This is a genomic window from Algoriphagus terrigena DSM 22685 (assembly GCF_000429445.1).
Classification (GTDB): Bacteria; Bacteroidota; Bacteroidia; order Cytophagales; family Cyclobacteriaceae; genus Algoriphagus; species Algoriphagus terrigena.
In genome coordinates, this window is sequence record NZ_AUBW01000006.1 from 234,497 (window position 1) to 252,238 (window position 17,742).

Sequence of the window (17,742 nt, forward strand, 5' to 3'; positions counted from 1 at the left end):
CGTGACACTTGTATCTTTGTAACCCTGTATATCCTTAAACAAATACACCATCATGACTACATTAGGTTTCATTCAAAACATGGGCGGAGGTTCGATCATATTGATCATCGTTATCATCCTCTTGCTGTTTGGTGCTAAAAGGATCCCTGAATTGGCCCGAGGACTGGGTCGTGGCATTAAAGAATTCAAAGACGCTACCAAAGAAATTCAGAACGATCTTGAAGAAGGGCTGAAAGACAAGAAAAAGTAATCTCTCAAGCCAATACCCTTGGAAAAATTTAGTTCATTCGACGAAATCAAGAAGTCGCTCGAAAAAAAAGAGGCCGGCTGCCGGGCAATCGTCAATCACTACTTACAAAACATCTCAACGAAGGCGCATCTCAACGCCTTCGTTGAAGTTTATAAGGAGTCCGCTCTAGAACGCGCCGACCAAATCGACGAAAAAATCGCCAAAGGTAAAGCCGGAAAACTCGCCGGAATGGTAATAGGGATCAAGGATGTCCTCAACTATGCAGGACACGAATCCAATGCTGCATCGGCAATTCTCAAAGGTTACCAAGCCCAATATACTACGACCGCCATCCAAAGACTGATCGATGAAGACGCGATCATCATCGGCAGACTCAACTGTGACGAGTTTGGCATGGGCAGCTCCAATGAAAACTCTGTGCACGGCAAAGTGCTCAACGCCCTGGATGAAAGCCGCGTACCCGGCGGGTCTTCGGGAGGTTCTGCCGTAGCCGTCCAAGCCAATCTCTGTACCGTCTCCCTGGGAACTGATACCGGAGGATCTGTCCGCCAGCCGGCAGCTTTCACGGGAATCATCGGGATGAAACCCACCTATTCACGCGTCTCCCGCTGGGGGCTGATCGCCTACGCATCCACATTTGATACGATCGGTGTCTTTTCACGAACGGTAAAAGACAATGCACTGGTCATGGAGATCATCGCCGGACACGATGAGTTCGACAGCACTTCCTCCCGAAAACCGGTACTCCATTACAGTGAGCTGTTGCATTTTGACAAAAAAGTAACAGTCGCTTACCTCAAAGAGACCCTAGAATCTCCTGCACTTCAAGCCGAAATCAGGGAAAACACCTTGGCTACGCTTGATAAACTGAAGGCCGAAGGCCATGAAGTCAAAGAGGTTACATTTCCCCTGCTGAAATACCTCCTTCCGACTTATTACATTCTCACCACGGCTGAGGCCAGTTCTAACCTCTCCCGTTTTGATGGAGTGAAATATGGCTACCGCACTCCAAACGCCCATAATCTGGAAAGCATGTACAAACTCACCCGAAGCGAAGGTTTTGGGTATGAGGTAAAAAGAAGGATTATGCTGGGCACGTTTGTACTTTCTGCCAGCTACTACGACGCCTATTTCACTAAGGCTCAGCAGGTCAGAAGACTAATAAAAGACTTCACAGAAAATCTTTTAAACGAATTTGACTATATTATTATGCCGACGACGCCATCTACTGCGTTCAAGTTTGGTGAGCACAGCGGCGACCCTGTAGCGATGTACCTCGAGGATCTCTTCACCGTACAGGCTTCAGTATCAGGCGTTCCGGCGATCTCTATCCCTAATGGGTTTGACAAGTCTGGCATGCCAATTGGGCTACAAGTAATGTCCAACTCATTCAAAGAGGCTGAGCTTTACGGCTTTAGCAATTACCTGACTGAATTAACCTCTTAAATTAACAATTGATGAAAAAGTCTTTGCGCAGTACAATCATTCCGGTATTTCTCACTTGTCTGATCCCTCTGACCGAAGCTTTTTCCCAAGAAGAACCACAGGAATCGGCCGTATTGATGTCTGAAGACATTCAGCCCAACTATCATTACGAATACATTCCGGACTTTACCTACGAAGAAGTCGAGCAGCGCATCGAGGCCATGACCATTGGGATGCCTTTTGAGCTGAATGACCGCATTTTTTCCTTTATCCAATACTTCACCGTCCGAAACAGGGACTACACCAAGATGGTGCTCGAGCGAAAAGACATCTATTTCCCGATGTTCGAAGCCACGCTTAAAAAACACGACATGCCATCCGAGATCGAATATCTTTCGATCGTGGAATCGGGCCTTGACCCTCAAATCAAAAGCCGTGTCGGAGCTATGGGACTTTGGCAGTTTATGCCAGCCACAGGCAAGATGTACGGCATGAATGTGAATCCCGATGTCGATGACCGCATGGACCCAGAGCTATCCACGGATGCCGCAGCCAAATACCTGAAGTCACTCTATCGCATGTTTGGTGACTGGGAAGTTGCGCTCGCTGCCTACAACTGCGGGCCAGGCAACGTCCGAAAAGCAATCCGGAGATCCGGTGGCAAGAAAACCTTCTGGGGGATTTACAACTACCTGCCAAAGGAAACCAGAAGCTACGTGCCCCAATTCCAGGCTTTCCTCTACATCCTCAACAATCTAGAGGCGCACAACTTCAGCCTCGAGGAACCCACCTACCCGATTGAGTACGAAAAGATCAGATTCGATCGGGCATTCAGTCTGGACAAACTCTCCGAGCTGACCGCAATCTGCATCGAAGACCTCGAGCATCTGAACCCCTCCATCAAGGCAAAAAATGTCCCCCTATCGCATCGCAGCATGGAGGTGAAAATACCAAGATCAAAGGCACCGTTTCTCAAGGAAAATCTGGCTTGGATAGGCGATTCGTTGGGAAGTCAGCCCAACCTACTTTTAGCATCCAATGATGCGCCAGCGATCGTCGCGGTCGAGAAAGCCGTAGCATCTTCCAATTCCGCAAGAACCTCCTACCGGGTGAGATCCGGAGACGTGCTAGGTTCCATCGCCTCCAAACATGGAGTCAGTGTCAGTCAGCTGAAAGAATGGAATAACCTCCGATCAAATCTGATCAAAGTGGGACAAACCCTCTACCTGTACAACGGAAAAGCACCCGCCGCCGAAAATCTGGCTGATAATTCATCTAATTCAGGGCAGCGAACTTATACCGTCCGTCCCGGTGACTCACTTTGGATCATTTCCCAGAAACACGCCCTGTCAGTGGATCAAATCAAGCGGTTGAACAATCTCAACTCCAACAACATCAAGCCCGGCCAACGGCTGATCATCGGATAGTTGGCTCATTTTTAAGTCGAACTTAAGTCGGTTGATCTACTTCATTAAAGTTATTTAACTTATAGATTAATTAACCAAAATCGGAAAGACTCGTTTTTAGTGATTAACTTGAGGCGATGCTTAAACAAGAAAACTATGAAAGCGCTTTCCTATACACTCCTGATTCTATTTTCGGCTCTTCTGATCTCATGCGGTGAAAACGGCAAAGGCAGCTTCCTCGAAAATCAGAAACCGAAGGCTCGGGGATCAATCGGAGAGATTGTACTGGCCATTGACTCCACCAAATGGGCCGGGCCTGTTGGAGATGAGCTGCGGGAGATCTTTGAAGCAGACATACCGGGAATGCTCCGATCTGAGAGTATCTTCAAGGTACACCGTGTTGACCCTCGTGCCATGACGAGAATGCTGAAGATGTATACCAATCTGATCTACGTGACCACATTCGACGACAAAAAAGGCGGCAGTCAAGTGATCAATGCGCAGTTTACAAAGGAATCCAAAGATAAGGCCGCTGCAGATCCGAGCCTCTATTCGTTGAGAATGGAAGACGAATTCGCAAGCGGTCAGGAAGTCCTCTACCTCTTTGGCAATACAGAAGAAGAACTGATTGCCAATCTCCGGAAGAACAAGGAAAGACTTCGAAACCTATTTGAAGTACGGGAACGCGGCAGATTGGAGAAGCCTCTTTTCGCCAGAAAAAACTCCCAAGCGGAACACGATGCGAGAGAAAATCTGGGGATTGAAATCCAAGCTCCTGCATCCTATCAAGTCGCTAAGTTGTCCGATGACTTCCTTTGGATGAGGTCCCCCTCGCCCACTGAGAACCGCCCGGACATCAGTATCTTTTTCTATGAAACAGACTATACTTCCGAGGAGCAGACGTTTCCTGCAAACATCCTGAGCCTCAGAGATTCAGTCGCAGGCAAGCATATCTTTGGAGATCCAGAGGACCCAAACTCCTTCATGGTAAGCGAAAAACAAATCCCGCCTGCTTTCCGAAACATGGTGATTAATGATAATTTTACCGTCGAAATGAGAGGCACCTGGAAAACCAACAACATCAGCATGGGGGGGACTTACCTAGGATATTTGATGGTGGATCAGGCCAAAGGCAAACTGTATTACATGGAAGGTTTTGTCTACTACCCCAATGAATTACACCGGGATGCACTTCGCGAGATCCAGACCATCTTGCTGAATACCAATGTAAGCTGGAAAGAAAGCCAGGGTGCCTGACCTATACTCCCAAATATGACAATCAAAATCCGAAAGGAAGACGCCTTAAATTATCATAGCCAAGGCTCACCCGGGAAAATCGAAGTAATTCCAACCAAGCCAGTTTCCAGTCAGATCGACCTTGCACTCGCCTACTCTCCCGGAGTGGCTGAGCCCTGCAAGGAAATCGCCCTTGATCCCGAAAACAGCTACAAATACACCGCAAAAGGCAACCTGGTAGCGGTAATCTCCAATGGAACTGCCGTCTTGGGTCTCGGCGACATCGGACCGGCAGCTTCCAAACCGGTGATGGAAGGCAAGGGAGTACTTTTCAAAAAATTTGCTGGAATCGACGTCTTCGATCTGGAAGTCGACGAAAAAGATCCAAAAAAACTGATCCAGATTATCAAGTCCCTAGAGCCTACTTTTGGCGGGATAAATCTGGAAGACATCAAAGCTCCCGAATGCTTCGAAATCGAGCAGACGCTGAAGCAGGAGATGAATATCCCCGTGATGCACGACGATCAGCACGGCACCGCGATCATCTCAGGCGCTGCACTGATGAATGCGCTGGAGATCGTGGGAAAGAAAATCGGTGACATCAAACTCGTCGTGAGCGGAGCCGGAGCTGCGGCCATTTCCTGTCTGAGATTCTATGTCAGCCTGGGCGTAAACATTGAAAACGTCATCGTTTGTGACAAGGACGGCGTAATCCGTACTGACAGACCGGATCTTTCTGACATTCATCGGGAATTTGCGACCACCAAGGACATTCACCATATCCGTGAGGCTTTGCCGGGAGCGGACGTGTTTTTGGGTCTTTCAGCCGGAAATATCATCTCTCAGGACATGATTCTGTCGATGGCGCCCGACCCCATTGTTTTTGCGCTGGCAAACCCGGATCCTGAGATAAACTATGATTTGGCAATAGCCACCCGGGCAGATGTGATCATGGCCACCGGCCGATCCGATCACCCGAATCAGGTGAACAACGTCTTGGGATTTCCCTACATTTTCAGAGGAGCTTTGGACGTAAGGGCCACGGTGATCAACGAAGAGATGAAACTGGCTGTCGCGCATGCGATCGCCAAGCTTGCCAAAGATCCCGTTCCGGAGATAGTCAACAAAGCATACGGTGACTCCAACCTTGCTTTTGGAAGATTTTACCTGATTCCAAAACCAGTCGACCCAAGGCTAATCACCACTATCGCCCCCGCCGTAGCCAAAGCTGCCATCGCGTCTGGAGTCGCCAAAAAGACTATTGAAGACTGGGATGCCTACGAACTGGAACTTCAAAAGCGAATCGGAATCGATCAGCGCCTGATGTCCATCGTCATCGGCAGAGCCAAAAAAGATCCAAAGCGGGTCGTATTTGGAGAAGCAGATAATTTAAAAATCCTCAAGGCGTCACAGATTCTGCGGGACGAAAAAATTGCTATCCCAATCTTGCTGGGTAACCGTGAAAGAATCCTTGAGCTTATCGAAAACAACGCACTCGATCTGAAACAGGTGACGATCATCGATCCGGTAGAGGAACTTGCGACGGTGGAGAAATTTGCCAAAATCCTGTACAAAAAGCGTCAGCGCAAAGGCATGACGATCTTCGATGCAAAACGACTGGTCAGAGAACGGAATTATTTCGGCGCGCTGATGGTCGAGACAGGTTCGGCGGATGCCTTTATCTCGGGCCTGACGCGGGATTATCCAAAGACAATCCTTCCCTCACTCCATACTATCGGGGTCAAAGAAGGTGTAAATCGTGTCGCGGGGATGTATATCATGAATACTCCAAAAGGCCCGTATTTCCTGGCCGATGCCACAGTCAATGTCAACCCTACTGCGGAAGAACTCTGCGAAATCATCGGCCTGACAGCCAACGCCGTGAAGTTTTTCAACATGGAACCCAAGATCGCGCTGCTGTCCTACTCCAACTTTGGCTCCGCCCAGGGAGAAATCCCAGCTAAGATGGCCAAAGCGACTGCGCTGGCCCAAGCCAAATACCCGGACATCATCATCGAAGGAGAAATGCAGGCCAATGTCGCGCTCAATCAGGAGATCCAGCGGGAGATTTATCCTTTCTCCAAACTGGCCAAAAATGCGGTCAACACCTTGATCTTCCCCGATCTTGCGTCCAGCAACATTGCTTACAAACTGCTCGCTGAACTTGGCAATGCAGAAGCCATCGGTCCGATCCTGCTAGGCATGAACAAACCGGTTCATATCCTACAATTGGGCAGTTCGATCCGCGAAATCGTCAATATGGTCGCCATCGCAGTGGTGGACGCTCAATCTTCGGATGGAGCCCTATGATCGCCTATCTGAGTGGCAAACTTGCCTTCAAAGACCCGACCTATGTCATCATCGATGTGGGCGGGGTCGGCTATCAAGTGAAAATATCGCTGCAGACCTACAGCAAAATCAAAGATGAGGAGCAAATCAGGCTCCTGACCTTTTTGCATATCAAGGAGGACGCGCATACACTCTACGGATTCAAAGAAGAGTCCGAAAAGAAACTGTTCCTTTTGCTCATCTCCATCAACGGGGTCGGACCAAATACCGGATTGATGATCTTGTCCTCCCTGAGCACCGAAGAGATCGAGCATGCGATCTTGTCCGGCGACGTAGCTACCATCCAAGCCGTCAAAGGCATCGGTGTCAAGACCGCCCAGCGGATCATCTTGGAACTGAAAGACAAGGTCGGAAAACAGGGTAACGGCGAGACTACAACGCCGCTCGGATTTCTTAAAACCAGCAATAAAATCCGCGAGGAAGCGTTACAGGCGCTTATTACTCTGGGATTTCCAAAGGCTGTGGCAGAGAAGAATATCACGCTGGTGCTTAAAAAAACCGATGGAGAAATTTCCTTAGAAGATTTAATTAAAGCATCTTTAAAGACACTTTAATTTGAAGCTGGATTGAACTTTCAGGAGTTACTGACTTTCTACAGAAGCGAATTTAGAAGTCACGGGCCTGTTTTTATTTTCCTGTTGGGCTGTCTACTAGCAATTTCGCCGCTCAATGCCCAAACAGTTGCAGTTGATAGTACCCAATCCCGTATCGATTCCCTAAATACTCGCAGATTGTCTCCCTCATTTTTGCTTTGGCAAAACATGAGAACCAATCCATTAAACCCCAACCGAAATCCGTTTTTAAAGCCAAAATCCCCTTTTCTCCCAAGTCCTCCCGTCGAGCAATCGGTCAAAGTCCTGATCGACTCCACTCTCCGGTACAACATCGTCGATCAGATCGACAGCACCCGGGTGGGAAACGAGCAAGAATACGATTTTGAGCAATTTTCCCAGCTTCAGGAGTACCGCGTGCGCCAAGACTACTGGAGATCCCGAGCCAGGGGAATGGACGGCGAAAGTGCTGTGGAAGGTAGGAGTCTGATCCCGCCACTTACCGTCAGCCCGTCGTTTGATCGAATATTCGGCGGCAACGAGATCAACATCGTCCCAACTGGATACGTTAACCTGGATTTTGGGGCCATCTTTCGGAGGATAGACAATCCCACACTTCCGATTCGTCAGCAACAAAACGGAGGATTTAATTTTGATCAGCAAATCCAGATGGCCGTCAATGGCTCTTTGGGTCAAAAGATGAAGATCTCCGCCAACTTTGACTCCAACAATTCCTTTGATTTTCAGAATCAGCTCAAGGTCGAATACGATGGTTTTGAAGAAGACATCCTTCAATCCGTCGAGATCGGCAATGTGAGTATGCCGATTCAAAACAGGCTGATTCAAGGGGCGCAAAATCTCTTTGGGGTGAAAACACAGCTAAGGTTTGGCAAATTGAATATCACCGCGGTCGCTTCTACCCAACGGGGTCGAAGAGACAACCTGGTGATCGATGCCAATGGCCAGGGCAGGTCGTTTGACATCCAAGCTTCGGAATATGACGAAAACAGGCACTTTTTCATCGGCCACTTTTTCCGGGACAACTACGAAAGGTGGCTTAGAGGACTGCCTCAGGTGCTTTCCGGCGTCACGGTCACCCGTATTGAGGTATACATCATGAATCGCGCGACCAATACCGAGACGCTGAGAAATTTCGCCGCCTTCATGGATTTGGGCGAAGGTCGGGTGATCTATAATCCAACCAACCCAAACATCGGCCCCGGAAATGCGGGAGCTCCGGCTGGAAACAGCGCAAACTTACTGTACTCCAACATCTCAAATAATCCCTCGTTCAGGCCATTTGATACAGGATCCAGAGCTATGGAGTCGAGCTTGGGAATCAGAAAAGGGGTGGATTTTGAGCAGATCAACGGAGCCAGAAAGCTGAATCCAACCGAATACTTTTTCAATCCCCAGCTCGGTTATGTTTCTCTTTTCCGAAGACTTCAAAACGACGAAGTGCTTGCAGTATCCTACGAATACACCTACAATGGCCAGGTTTATAAAGTGGGAGAACTGACAGAAGACTATCAAGCAAGAGCTGAGGATGAGCTCATTTTCCTGAAAATGCTCCGACCGACACGCATCAATCCCAGGATCCCGACTTGGGATTTGATGATGAAAAACGTGTACAGCCTCAACGCAAGCCAGATCATGAGAGAAGGCTTCCAACTCCAGGTGATCTACCGCGATGACCGGACTGGCTTGGACAATCCCTCCCTGCTGGAAGGTGCGAATGTCCAGGACAAGCCGCTGATCCGGCTCACAGGACTGGATAATCTCAATCCGCAGAATGACCCTGCGCCGGACGGAAACTTTGACTTTATCGAAGGACTCACGATGCTCTCTGACAGAGGTTTGCTCATCTTTCCCGTCCTGGAGCCTTTCGGATCGAATCTTGAAAAAAACTTCCTCCCGCAAGAAATTGTCCTCAAGGACAAATACGTCTACGATACTCTCTACCGCACGACTCAAGCAGATGCTGAGCTTGTCACGCGACTCAACAAATATTTCATCAAAGGGAGATTGACCGCGGGCTCGGCCAGTGAAATCCAGCTCCCGGGACTGAATATCGCTCCAGGATCTGTCGTCGTCCAAGCAGGAAATATTCCGTTGACCGAGGGAGTCGACTACACCATCGACTACAATGTAGGGCGCTTGGTGATCATCAACGACGCGATCCTCCAATCAGGCAAACAGATCAATGTCAGCTTCGAAAAGGCTGATCTGGTTTCCTTCCAAACCCGGAGTCTCATCGGCACACGACTGGACTACCTCGTCAGCAAAAAGCTGAACATCGGAGGTACGTTCATGTACCTGAACGAGCGACCAAATGTGACCCGGATCGCAACTGGAAATGAAACCCTTAAAAACAGTCTCTGGGGATTGGATGTCAACTTCAATGACGAGTCCCGGTGGCTGACCAAGCTTGCCGATGCCTTGCCTTTTACCGACACGAAGGAAAAGTCCCTCGTCCAGTTCAACGCCGAGTTTGCTCACCTGATCCCGGGAACTTCCAATACTGTAGACGGCGATCCGGCTTCTTACATCGATGATTTTGAAGCGGCTGTCACGCCATTTTACCTCGGCGCTGCGGCCAACCAAAACTGGAAACTTTCATCTACTCCAAAGACCCCTACCAATCGCTTTGACCTGAGCGGTCAGACGGAAGACAATCTTGGAAGCGCTTACCGAAGAGCGAGACTGGCCTGGTACAACATCGACAATATTTTCTACCGGGATGGCGGCGCAGGAGTTCCGACTAACATTACACCTGCGGATCGACAAAATCATTATGTCAGAGCAATACGCCCGCAAGAAATTTTCAAAAATCAAGATCGCGAAGTGATCGTGGTTCCCCAGCCGCTCTTCGAAATGGCCTACTTCCCGAGTGAGCGGGGAATGTTCAATTACAATCCAAACCTGGATGCTGACGGCCTCCTACCCAACCCACGACTGAACTATGGTGGGGTTACGCGGGCGATCACGACTGAGGTTGACTTTGACCGAACCAACATCGAATACATCGAATTTTGGTTATTAGATCCTTTTATCCCGGGGGAAAACGGAAAAGTGCTGGACGGAATTTTCAACGAAAACAATACAACTGGCGGCAAGCTGTTGATAAATCTTGGAGACATCTCCGAAGATGTGATGAAAGACGGCACACATGCTTTCGAAAATGGGCTTCCGGCTGACGGTGATCCGTCCGAGACCGGCCAAAACGAATGGGGAAGACTCACCCGGGAGCAGTTTCTGATCCCGGCTTTTGACAACTCTGAGTCCTCTCGAGCAAATCAGGATGTCGGTCTGGATGGGCTGAAAAATGAGGACGAGCAGAACTATTTCCAAAGTAGATTCCTGGATCGTCTTAACGTATCTGCCGACGCGAGAAATACCATCACACAAGACGTCTCGGCAGATGCTTTTCAATATTATCTGGACGAAAAATTTGACGAAGCCGACATCAAAATACTGGAGAGGTACAAGAAATTCAATGGAATGGAAGGCAATACGCCAGTCTCTGCCAACGAGAATCTCGACTATACGCCCTCCGGAGGCAATATCCCCGACAACGAGGATCTGAATACCGACAACACCATCAACGAGCTCGAAAACTACTACGAATACGAGATTGACCTACGCCCAGGAGAGATGAACGTCGGTGAAAATCACATCGTGGATAAGGTCACCAACTCTGAAGGGGGCCAGGAAGTGAGTTGGTATCTGTTTCGGATTCCAGTGCGCCAGCCTGATCGGGTGGAGGGCGAAATCACCGGCTTCAAGTCGATCCGTTGGATGCGGACGTATCTGACAGACTTCGAACAACCCGTCGTGTTGCGTATGGCCGAGTTTAGGATGGTGGGTAGCCAGTGGCGGATTTTCCAAGAATCGCTATACGAAAAAGGGTTTTCGGAAATTCCCGAGCCGGACGTCTCTAACATGGTAGTGGATGTGGTCAACATTGAGCAAAACTCGCAGGGTAACGACAAGCAAAGCCCCTACGTCTTGCCTCCTGGCATCAACCGGGACCGGGACAATACCTCTACTGTCGAGCGGCGTCTCAACGAGCAATCGCTCCGGCTATGTATCGAGGATTTGGCGGCAAAAGACGGCCGTGGCGTTTTTAAAAACGTGAATCAAGATCTGGTGCAATACGAGCGAATCAAGATGTTTTTCCACGCCAACAGTGCCGATGTCCAAGATGGAGAGGTATCTGCCTTCCTGAGATTGGGCACGGACTACACCGACAACTACTACGAAATCGAAATTCCGCTCCTGATCTCCCCGCTAGGTACCAATGACCAAAGAGCTGTTTGGCCTCTGGAAAACGAGCTTGATATCGCCATCCAGGAAATCGTCGGCGTAAAAGTAGATCGCGACAACAGCCAATCGCCGCTCAATCTCCCGTTTTCCCAGAATATCAGACAGTACAAAGTGACCGTGGTCGGTCGACCCGAGTTGAGCATGGTGCAGAGTATGATGATTGGGGTGAAAAATCCTGGGACTGGGGTCGGTTCATCCAAGTCAATCTGTATTTGGGCCAACGAACTCCGTGTGACGGGCTTCACCAAAAGCAACGGCTGGGCGGCCAATGCATTCTTAAACACCAAAATCGCCGACGTCGCGGTTGTCTCGGCTTCGATCCGACACAATTCCATTGGCTTTGGAGGATTGGAAACCAAGCTTTCGCAACGGGCCCGTCAAGCCACGACGCAATATGACATCTCCACCAACGTAGAGATCAACAAGTTGCTCCCCGAGGCGCTGGGCGTGAGTATACCGATGTATTTCTCGGTAGAAAACTCCAATACCAAGCCGGAATATGACCCGCTTAACCCCGACGTGCCGTTCGAAGTGGCTTTGGGGAAATATGAAACCAACGCGGAACGGGATGCCTATCGAGATATCGCCTTGGATCAACTCAACCGCCGAAATCTGAGTTTTAATAACGTACGGAAAATCAAACGAAATCCGGATTCGCCAAACCGAATCTATAACTTCTCCAATTTTGCGTTCTCTTATGCCGTCGGTTCGGTCACCCAAACCAACGCGCAGATTCAGAGCTACAACTTCAAAACCAACCGGGGAAACATCACCTATAACTTTCAGCCCAAGGAGTGGCGAATTGCCCCTTTCCAAAATAAGGAAGGCATGACCTCTCCCTACCTGCGTTTGTTGAAGGATTTCAATCTAAACCTCGCTCCGACAAACCTGCTGGCGCGGCTGGATGTGGACAGGAGATTCCTGAGATCACAGTATCGCAGTGGTGATCTAAGCACGACGGGGGTGGATCCTTTATTTCAAAAGTCATTCTTCATGAATCGCTCCTTCAACATCAACTGGGATCTTTCCAACAGTCTGAGAGTAGACTTCGCGACACGTGCCAGCGCGATTGTGGATGAACCAGAAGGGGATTTGGATACGGAAGCCAAGCGCGATTCAGTGAAATACAACGCCTGGCGATTTGGTCGCACGACCAACTATAACCACACCCTTTCTGTCAATTACTCCATTCCGCTGGCGAAGCTGCCGGTGACCGATTGGATCCAAACAGACTACAAATACATCGCTTCCTATACTTGGCAAACGGGTACCGTCGGCCAAAAAGACAGCTTGGGAAACGTCATCTTCAATACAAGGGATCAGAGCTTGACCGGCAAATTTGACATGCTCAAGCTGTACAACAAGAATAAAAAGCTCGCTGCTCTCAACGCGCCAAAACGGCCGCCAATTCCCGGAAGAACCACCACGACTGCCGAGGACACCATCGGGACGCCATTCAGCAATCACCTGATGAAATTCCTGATGATGACCAAAGAGATCACCTTCTTCTACGGTGTGCTCGAAGGGACATTTATGCCCGGCTACATGCCAAACACCGGACTGCTGGGGATGGACAAAGCTTGGGACAATCCAAGCTGGGCATTCGTCTTTGGTAGCCAAAATCCAAACCTGCGATACACTCTTGCCCAAAACGGAGAGGTGGCGCCCAGTACCGAACTCACCCAGACGTTCAAGCAAAACCGAGCGATGACCCTCAGATTGAACGGAATTCTGGAGCCTATCCGTGATTTTAGAATCACGCTAGAAGCTCGAAAACGCGAAATCGGAGACTATCAGGAAATCTTCCGAAACTCCCTGGACAATCCAGGAGAGTATCAAAGTCTTAGCCCTAACAGGCTTAGCTCCTACTCCATCACGACCATCATGCTGGGGACTTCGTTCAGTAAAGATGACTCTCAAAACAACTCTCCACTGTTCACCAACCTTGAAAACTACCGGTCAATCATCAAGTCAAGGCTCGACGCAAGCTCGGAAGTCCCGGGGGAATATGGCCTGAACGGCCAAGACGTATTGATCCCATCCTTCTTGGCAGCTTATTTGGGAAAAGACCCGAATGAGGTCAAACTCAATCCTTTTCCAAAGACACCCCTACCCAACTGGAGATTTGACTACCGGGGCCTTTCCCGACTGAAAGGACTGAGTGACATCTTCAGCAGCATCAATCTGACCCACGGCTACACCTCAACCTACGACGTCAGCAACTTCTCTAACTCCCTTCAATATCAGCAGGGGCTTGAACTCTTCAACTCACTTCAGCAAATGCAACGGCCGGATATATCGAACGATGACGGCCTATTTATCCCCATCTACATCTTGAACGAAGTCGTGCTGACAGAGCGTTTTGGTCCGCTGATCGGGCTCGATTTGATGACCAAATCACGACTGAACGTCGTAGTCAATTACAACAGGGAGCGGATTTTGGGAATGAACTTCTCCAACTCCCAGGTGACTGAGCAAAAAAGCAGTGACTTCGGACTGACATTGGCCTACACCAAAGCTGGTGTGAAGGTTCCCTTTAAGATTCAGGGAAGTCAGAAAGTATTGAAAAATGACCTGCAGCTACGTCTTGACTCCAAGGTAGTCGACGTCCGTCAGGTACAGCGAAAGATAGAAGAGGGAAGCACCATCACCAACGGTAACCTCAACATTCAACTGAGGCCGACCGTAGGCTATGTCATCAATCAAAACCTAAATCTAACGCTGTACTTTGAGCGAACGATCAACGAACCTCGAGTGACCACAGCTTACCGAAGATCCTCCACTGCTTTTGGCGGACAATTGAGATTTAATTTATCTCAATAGATTTCAATCTCGCCCGATTCCTTTTAATTTTGGCCATTCTAAAAACGAACAAATTATGAATTTTCCACAAGAACTGAAGTACACCAAGGATCACGAATGGGTTAAGATCGAAGGTGACATCGCGACCATTGGTGTAACCGAATTCGCCCAGAAAGAATTGGGAGATATCGTCTATGTAGAAGTAGAAACTGTGGGCGACACGATCGAAGCTGGTGAAGTATTTGGTACTGTGGAAGCTGTCAAAACAGTGTCAGACCTATTTATGCCGCTGACCGGAGAAATCCTCGAATTCAACGAAGAGTTAGAATCCGCTCCTGAGTTGGTCAATGAATCTCCTTACGGAACTGGTTGGATGGTCAAAGTGAAGATCGTTGGCGATCTTCCAGAAGATCTACTGGATGCGGCGGAATACGCGGAATTGGTTGGAGCATAATCTCTGAGTTTTGCGATTGATTCTTGCGATTTCCTGGTTGGTTTTATTGGCATTTGCCATGCTGACTCCGGGAACCAAGCTACCTGAAGTTGACCTGTTTGACTTCCAAGACAAAGCAGTTCACTTGATTTCATTTTTCGTTCAAAGCTATCTATGGAGCGGCATCGGAATCAAGAGGGATCAGGTATCAGCCAAGAACACTGCCATCTGGCGTAATTTCGTCCTTTTCGGGGTCCTCGCCGGGATAATTTTAGAATCTCTCCAACAATTTATCCCGTTTCGTTCGTTTGAATTAATGGACATGATAGTCAATGTACTAGGTGCAGGAATCGGAGTGTTGATCTATTTAAAATGGCCGTCCGTTAAATACATTTTGGAATAATCTCCAATAATTCTTACACTTGTTATTCAGATTTCGAAAAGATTAACCTGTAAAAACCAATTTCACCATGGAAGCAAAAAAGTCTCCAAGCGCTGATATAACCAAAAGGGTTGGTATGTTTACCAATCTCGGGTTAGCAGTAGCTGTTGGGCTTACACTTGCTGCCTTCGAATATAAGTCATACGATGACTCAGGTCTTAAGGATCTGGGTGCAGTAACTGACAACTTCGAAGAGTTGCTTGATGTGCCAATCACAGAACAGCCACCTCCACCACCTCCACCACCTCCAATGGAACAACCGGTTATTGAGGAGATTCCGGATGAGGTAGAGATCGAGGAAAAAATCGACGTAAACTTCGATGTCGACGTGAAAGAAACCACTGTCATCAAAGAGGTGGTTATCGCTGAAGCTCCAGTAGTAGAGAAGGCAGATGAAATCTTCGACGTAGTAGAAACTCAGCCAAACCCTCCGGGCGGAATGTCAGGTTGGAATCAATATCTTTCCAAAAACCTGAAGTACCCAACCCAAGCGAGAAGAATGGGTATCGAAGGTACGGTAATCGTAGTATTCGTAATCAACACTGACGGATCTATCCAAGACGTAGAAGTCTTGAGAGGTATCGGCGGAGGTTGCGACGAAGAAGCTGTAAAAGTAGTACAGGAAGCCCCGAAATGGGAACCTGGAAAGCAAAGAGGCCGAGCGGTACGTACTCGTATGAGACTTCCGATTCGATTCAAGCTTAGCTAAAATCAATAAGAGACCCGAGAAATCGGGTCTTTTTTTTGCCTGGATTTGAAAAACTTTTTGAATAGTTAAAAAACGTTAGAGAAGTAGCTATTTCAAATTAGCGAGGTTAACTTCTGTCAACCAAAACTCTAACAATCATGGAACTAAAAAAGAACATCGGGTCCGATCTTCGCAGATGGCAAGGCCCGCTTCTCAACCTCGGACTGATGATCTCAGTCGGCGCAGTATTGGTGGCTTTCGAATGGAAGGCTGAAGAGGAAAATCCACTGCTCGATATCTCAAAGGGTACGACAGAATGGGATACCGAAATTGTTCCGATCACGATACAAAACCCGCCACCGGTGACTCCCCCACCCGTCTCACCTCCTGAGATCAAAATCATCGACAATGATATCAAAGTCGACCAAGTGTTTACCATCGACATCAATCCGAATGAAGCCGAGATAATCCCTCCGGTGGAACTTGCCGGGCCACCGACCGTGGAGGTTGCAGACGAAATACTTGACTTCAGCGAGGTTCCTGCCGAGTTTGCAGGTGGGATGGACGCATGGTACAAGTACCTCCGGGGCAATCTAAACTATCCCCGACAAGCGCAAAGGATGGGAATCGACGGCACGGTACTGGTGAGATTCGTAGTCAATACGGACGGAGGTATTCAAGACGTGGAAGTGGTTCGTCAGGTGGATCCAGCCTTGGACAAGGCCGCAATGGACGCTGTTCTTAATTCTCCCAACTGGAAAGCCGCCCGTCATCACGGCAAGCCTGTGAGAGTCCGAATGACGATCCCTATTAAATTCAAGCTTAACTAAACCAACTGCCTTTCAAAGGAAAAGCCTACGCTGATGGCGCAGGCTTTTCTGTTTCATATGCATTGGCATCCGTCAGCTTTCCGTAGCGAACAGAGCCTAACTCAAACTTATTTTAGATCACATTCAGCGACTGCTCTTTGATTTTTTCGAGCTCGTCTTTCATCAAGATAACGTGTTTTTGAATCTCGGCGTCATTGGCTTTGGAGCCGATCGTATTGATTTCCCGACCTATCTCCTGGCTGATAAATCCCAGCTTTTTGCCTTGACTGACTTCCTCACGCATCGATTTCATGAAGTAGTCCAAGTGGGTTTCCAATCGGACCAACTCTTCGGTGATGTCGATCTTTTCGAAATAGTAAATCAACTCCTGCTCAAAACGGTTGGCGTCAAAAGAGTTCTCATCCATCCACTGTGCAAAATGTCCTTTGATGCGCTGCTGAATTCTCTCTTTCCGGATCGGTTCCTCAGCTTTCACCCGCTGAAAAGCACCCCGGATCACCTGAATATTTTCTTCAAGCTTCGCATACAACGATGCCCCTTCGTCCTTTCTAAAACCGTCACACTTCTCCAACGCTTGCTGTAACACTTCCTTCACCTGAGCCCAGTCATCATTTTCTTCGCGCTCCACAGGCACTGAAATGATCACATTGGGAGCCTGCAGTGCCAGCTTAAACAAATCGGAAGGTTTCTCCCCGACTAAATCCGCCAAGCTTTTGAATTCTTCGAAATAGGTCTTGAATAACTCCTGATTGATGGTAACAGGCAGACTCTGGCTTCCTTTTGCCACAAAGTCTATTGATACATTCACTTTACCGCGATCCAAAATTCCCTGGACAATGGAACGGATCTCCGGTTCCTTATCAGAAAATTGCCTGGGGCTTCGAATGGATAAATCCAAAAATTTTGAGTTGAGCGAACGAACTTCGACTTGAATCATCATTTGCTCATTCTCAAATCCGGCTACTCCAAAGCCGGTCATTGACTTGATCATAAATTGGGGTGTA

12 protein-coding genes are annotated in these 17,742 nt (G+C 48.5%); 11 read left to right on the plus strand and 1 reads right to left on the minus strand.

Annotated features, from left to right (window positions below; translation table 11 throughout):
* Positions 1-52 precede the first annotated feature (52 nt).
* The 11 genes from tatA to G459_RS0107005 all read left to right on the plus strand — a co-directional run bounded on the left by tatA (position 53) and on the right by G459_RS0107005 (position 16,738).
* The gene (tatA, locus tag G459_RS0106955) at positions 53-250 is read left to right on the plus strand and encodes a twin-arginine translocase TatA/TatE family subunit (protein WP_026966993.1); all 198 of its coding nucleotides are present in this window, start codon (positions 53-55) and stop codon (positions 248-250) included.
* A gap of 18 nt (positions 251-268) precedes the next feature.
* Positions 269-1,696, plus strand: a complete 1,428-nt coding sequence (gene gatA, locus G459_RS0106960; protein WP_026966994.1) for an Asp-tRNA(Asn)/Glu-tRNA(Gln) amidotransferase subunit GatA — start codon at positions 269-271, stop codon at positions 1,694-1,696.
* A gap of 11 nt (positions 1,697-1,707) precedes the next feature.
* Positions 1,708-3,102 carry a LysM peptidoglycan-binding domain-containing protein gene (locus tag G459_RS0106965; protein WP_026966995.1) on the plus strand — a complete coding sequence of 465 codons (1,395 nt, stop codon included), beginning with the start codon at positions 1,708-1,710 and terminating at the stop codon, positions 3,100-3,102.
* A gap of 135 nt (positions 3,103-3,237) precedes the next feature.
* Positions 3,238-4,338, plus strand: a complete 1,101-nt coding sequence (locus G459_RS0106970) for a DUF4837 family protein (protein WP_026966996.1) — start codon at positions 3,238-3,240, stop codon at positions 4,336-4,338.
* 15 nt (positions 4,339-4,353) lie between these two features.
* On the plus strand, positions 4,354-6,627 hold the full coding sequence (locus tag G459_RS0106975; RefSeq protein WP_026966997.1) for an NADP-dependent malic enzyme: 2,274 nt from the start codon (positions 4,354-4,356) through the stop codon (positions 6,625-6,627).
* Positions 6,624-7,220: a Holliday junction branch migration protein RuvA gene (gene ruvA / locus G459_RS0106980; protein WP_026966998.1), complete on the plus strand. Its 597-nt coding sequence runs from the start codon at positions 6,624-6,626 to the stop codon at positions 7,218-7,220. The genes G459_RS0106975 and ruvA overlap by 4 nt, the downstream gene beginning before the upstream one ends.
* A 207-nt stretch (positions 7,221-7,427) precedes the next feature.
* Positions 7,428-14,366, plus strand: coding sequence for a T9SS outer membrane translocon Sov/SprA (gene sov / locus G459_RS0106985; protein WP_245588139.1), 6,939 nt, complete (start codon positions 7,428-7,430; stop codon positions 14,364-14,366).
* Positions 14,367-14,421: 55 nt separating this feature from the next.
* A complete protein-coding gene (gcvH, locus tag G459_RS0106990; RefSeq protein WP_026967000.1) occupies positions 14,422-14,799 on the plus strand; it encodes a glycine cleavage system protein GcvH in 378 nt (125 codons plus the stop codon).
* A gap of 16 nt (positions 14,800-14,815) precedes the next feature.
* Positions 14,816-15,181, plus strand: a complete 366-nt coding sequence (locus tag G459_RS0106995; protein WP_157373289.1) for a VanZ family protein — start codon at positions 14,816-14,818, stop codon at positions 15,179-15,181.
* 67 nt (positions 15,182-15,248) lie between these two features.
* Positions 15,249-15,929: an energy transducer TonB gene (locus G459_RS0107000; RefSeq protein WP_026967002.1), complete on the plus strand. Its 681-nt coding sequence runs from the start codon at positions 15,249-15,251 to the stop codon at positions 15,927-15,929.
* 137 nt (positions 15,930-16,066) lie between these two features.
* Complete coding sequence (locus G459_RS0107005) at positions 16,067-16,738, plus strand: energy transducer TonB (protein WP_026967003.1); 672 nt, start codon at positions 16,067-16,069, stop codon at positions 16,736-16,738.
* Between the two features lie 112 nt (positions 16,739-16,850).
* Here the strand turns inward: G459_RS0107005 and G459_RS0107010 are convergent, their stop codons facing one another.
* Positions 16,851-17,729 carry a YicC/YloC family endoribonuclease gene (locus G459_RS0107010; protein ID WP_026967004.1) on the minus strand — a complete coding sequence of 293 codons (879 nt, stop codon included), beginning with the start codon at positions 17,727-17,729 and terminating at the stop codon, positions 16,851-16,853.
* Between the last annotated feature and the right edge of the window lie 13 nt (positions 17,730-17,742).

What these genes read in the sequence shown, in the direction of transcription:
- sov (WP_245588139.1), top strand. Translation starts at nt 7,428, where the DNA reads ATGAGAACCAATCCATTAAACCCCAACCGAAATCCGTTTTTAAAGCCA.
- G459_RS0106975 (WP_026966997.1), top strand. Translation starts at nt 4,354, where the DNA reads ATGACAATCAAAATCCGAAAGGAAGACGCCTTAAATTATCATAGCCAA.
- ruvA (WP_026966998.1), top strand. Translation starts at nt 6,624, where the DNA reads ATGATCGCCTATCTGAGTGGCAAACTTGCCTTCAAAGACCCGACCTAT.
- gcvH (WP_026967000.1), top strand. Translation starts at nt 14,422, where the DNA reads ATGAATTTTCCACAAGAACTGAAGTACACCAAGGATCACGAATGGGTT.
- G459_RS0106965 (WP_026966995.1), top strand. Translation starts at nt 1,708, where the DNA reads ATGAAAAAGTCTTTGCGCAGTACAATCATTCCGGTATTTCTCACTTGT.
- G459_RS0107005 (WP_026967003.1), top strand. Translation starts at nt 16,067, where the DNA reads ATGGAACTAAAAAAGAACATCGGGTCCGATCTTCGCAGATGGCAAGGC.
- G459_RS0107000 (WP_026967002.1), top strand. Translation starts at nt 15,249, where the DNA reads ATGGAAGCAAAAAAGTCTCCAAGCGCTGATATAACCAAAAGGGTTGGT.
- tatA (WP_026966993.1), top strand. Translation starts at nt 53, where the DNA reads ATGACTACATTAGGTTTCATTCAAAACATGGGCGGAGGTTCGATCATA.
- G459_RS0106970 (WP_026966996.1), top strand. Translation starts at nt 3,238, where the DNA reads ATGAAAGCGCTTTCCTATACACTCCTGATTCTATTTTCGGCTCTTCTG.
- G459_RS0107010 (WP_026967004.1), bottom strand. Translation starts at nt 17,729, where the DNA reads ATGATCAAGTCAATGACCGGCTTTGGAGTAGCCGGATTTGAGAATGAG.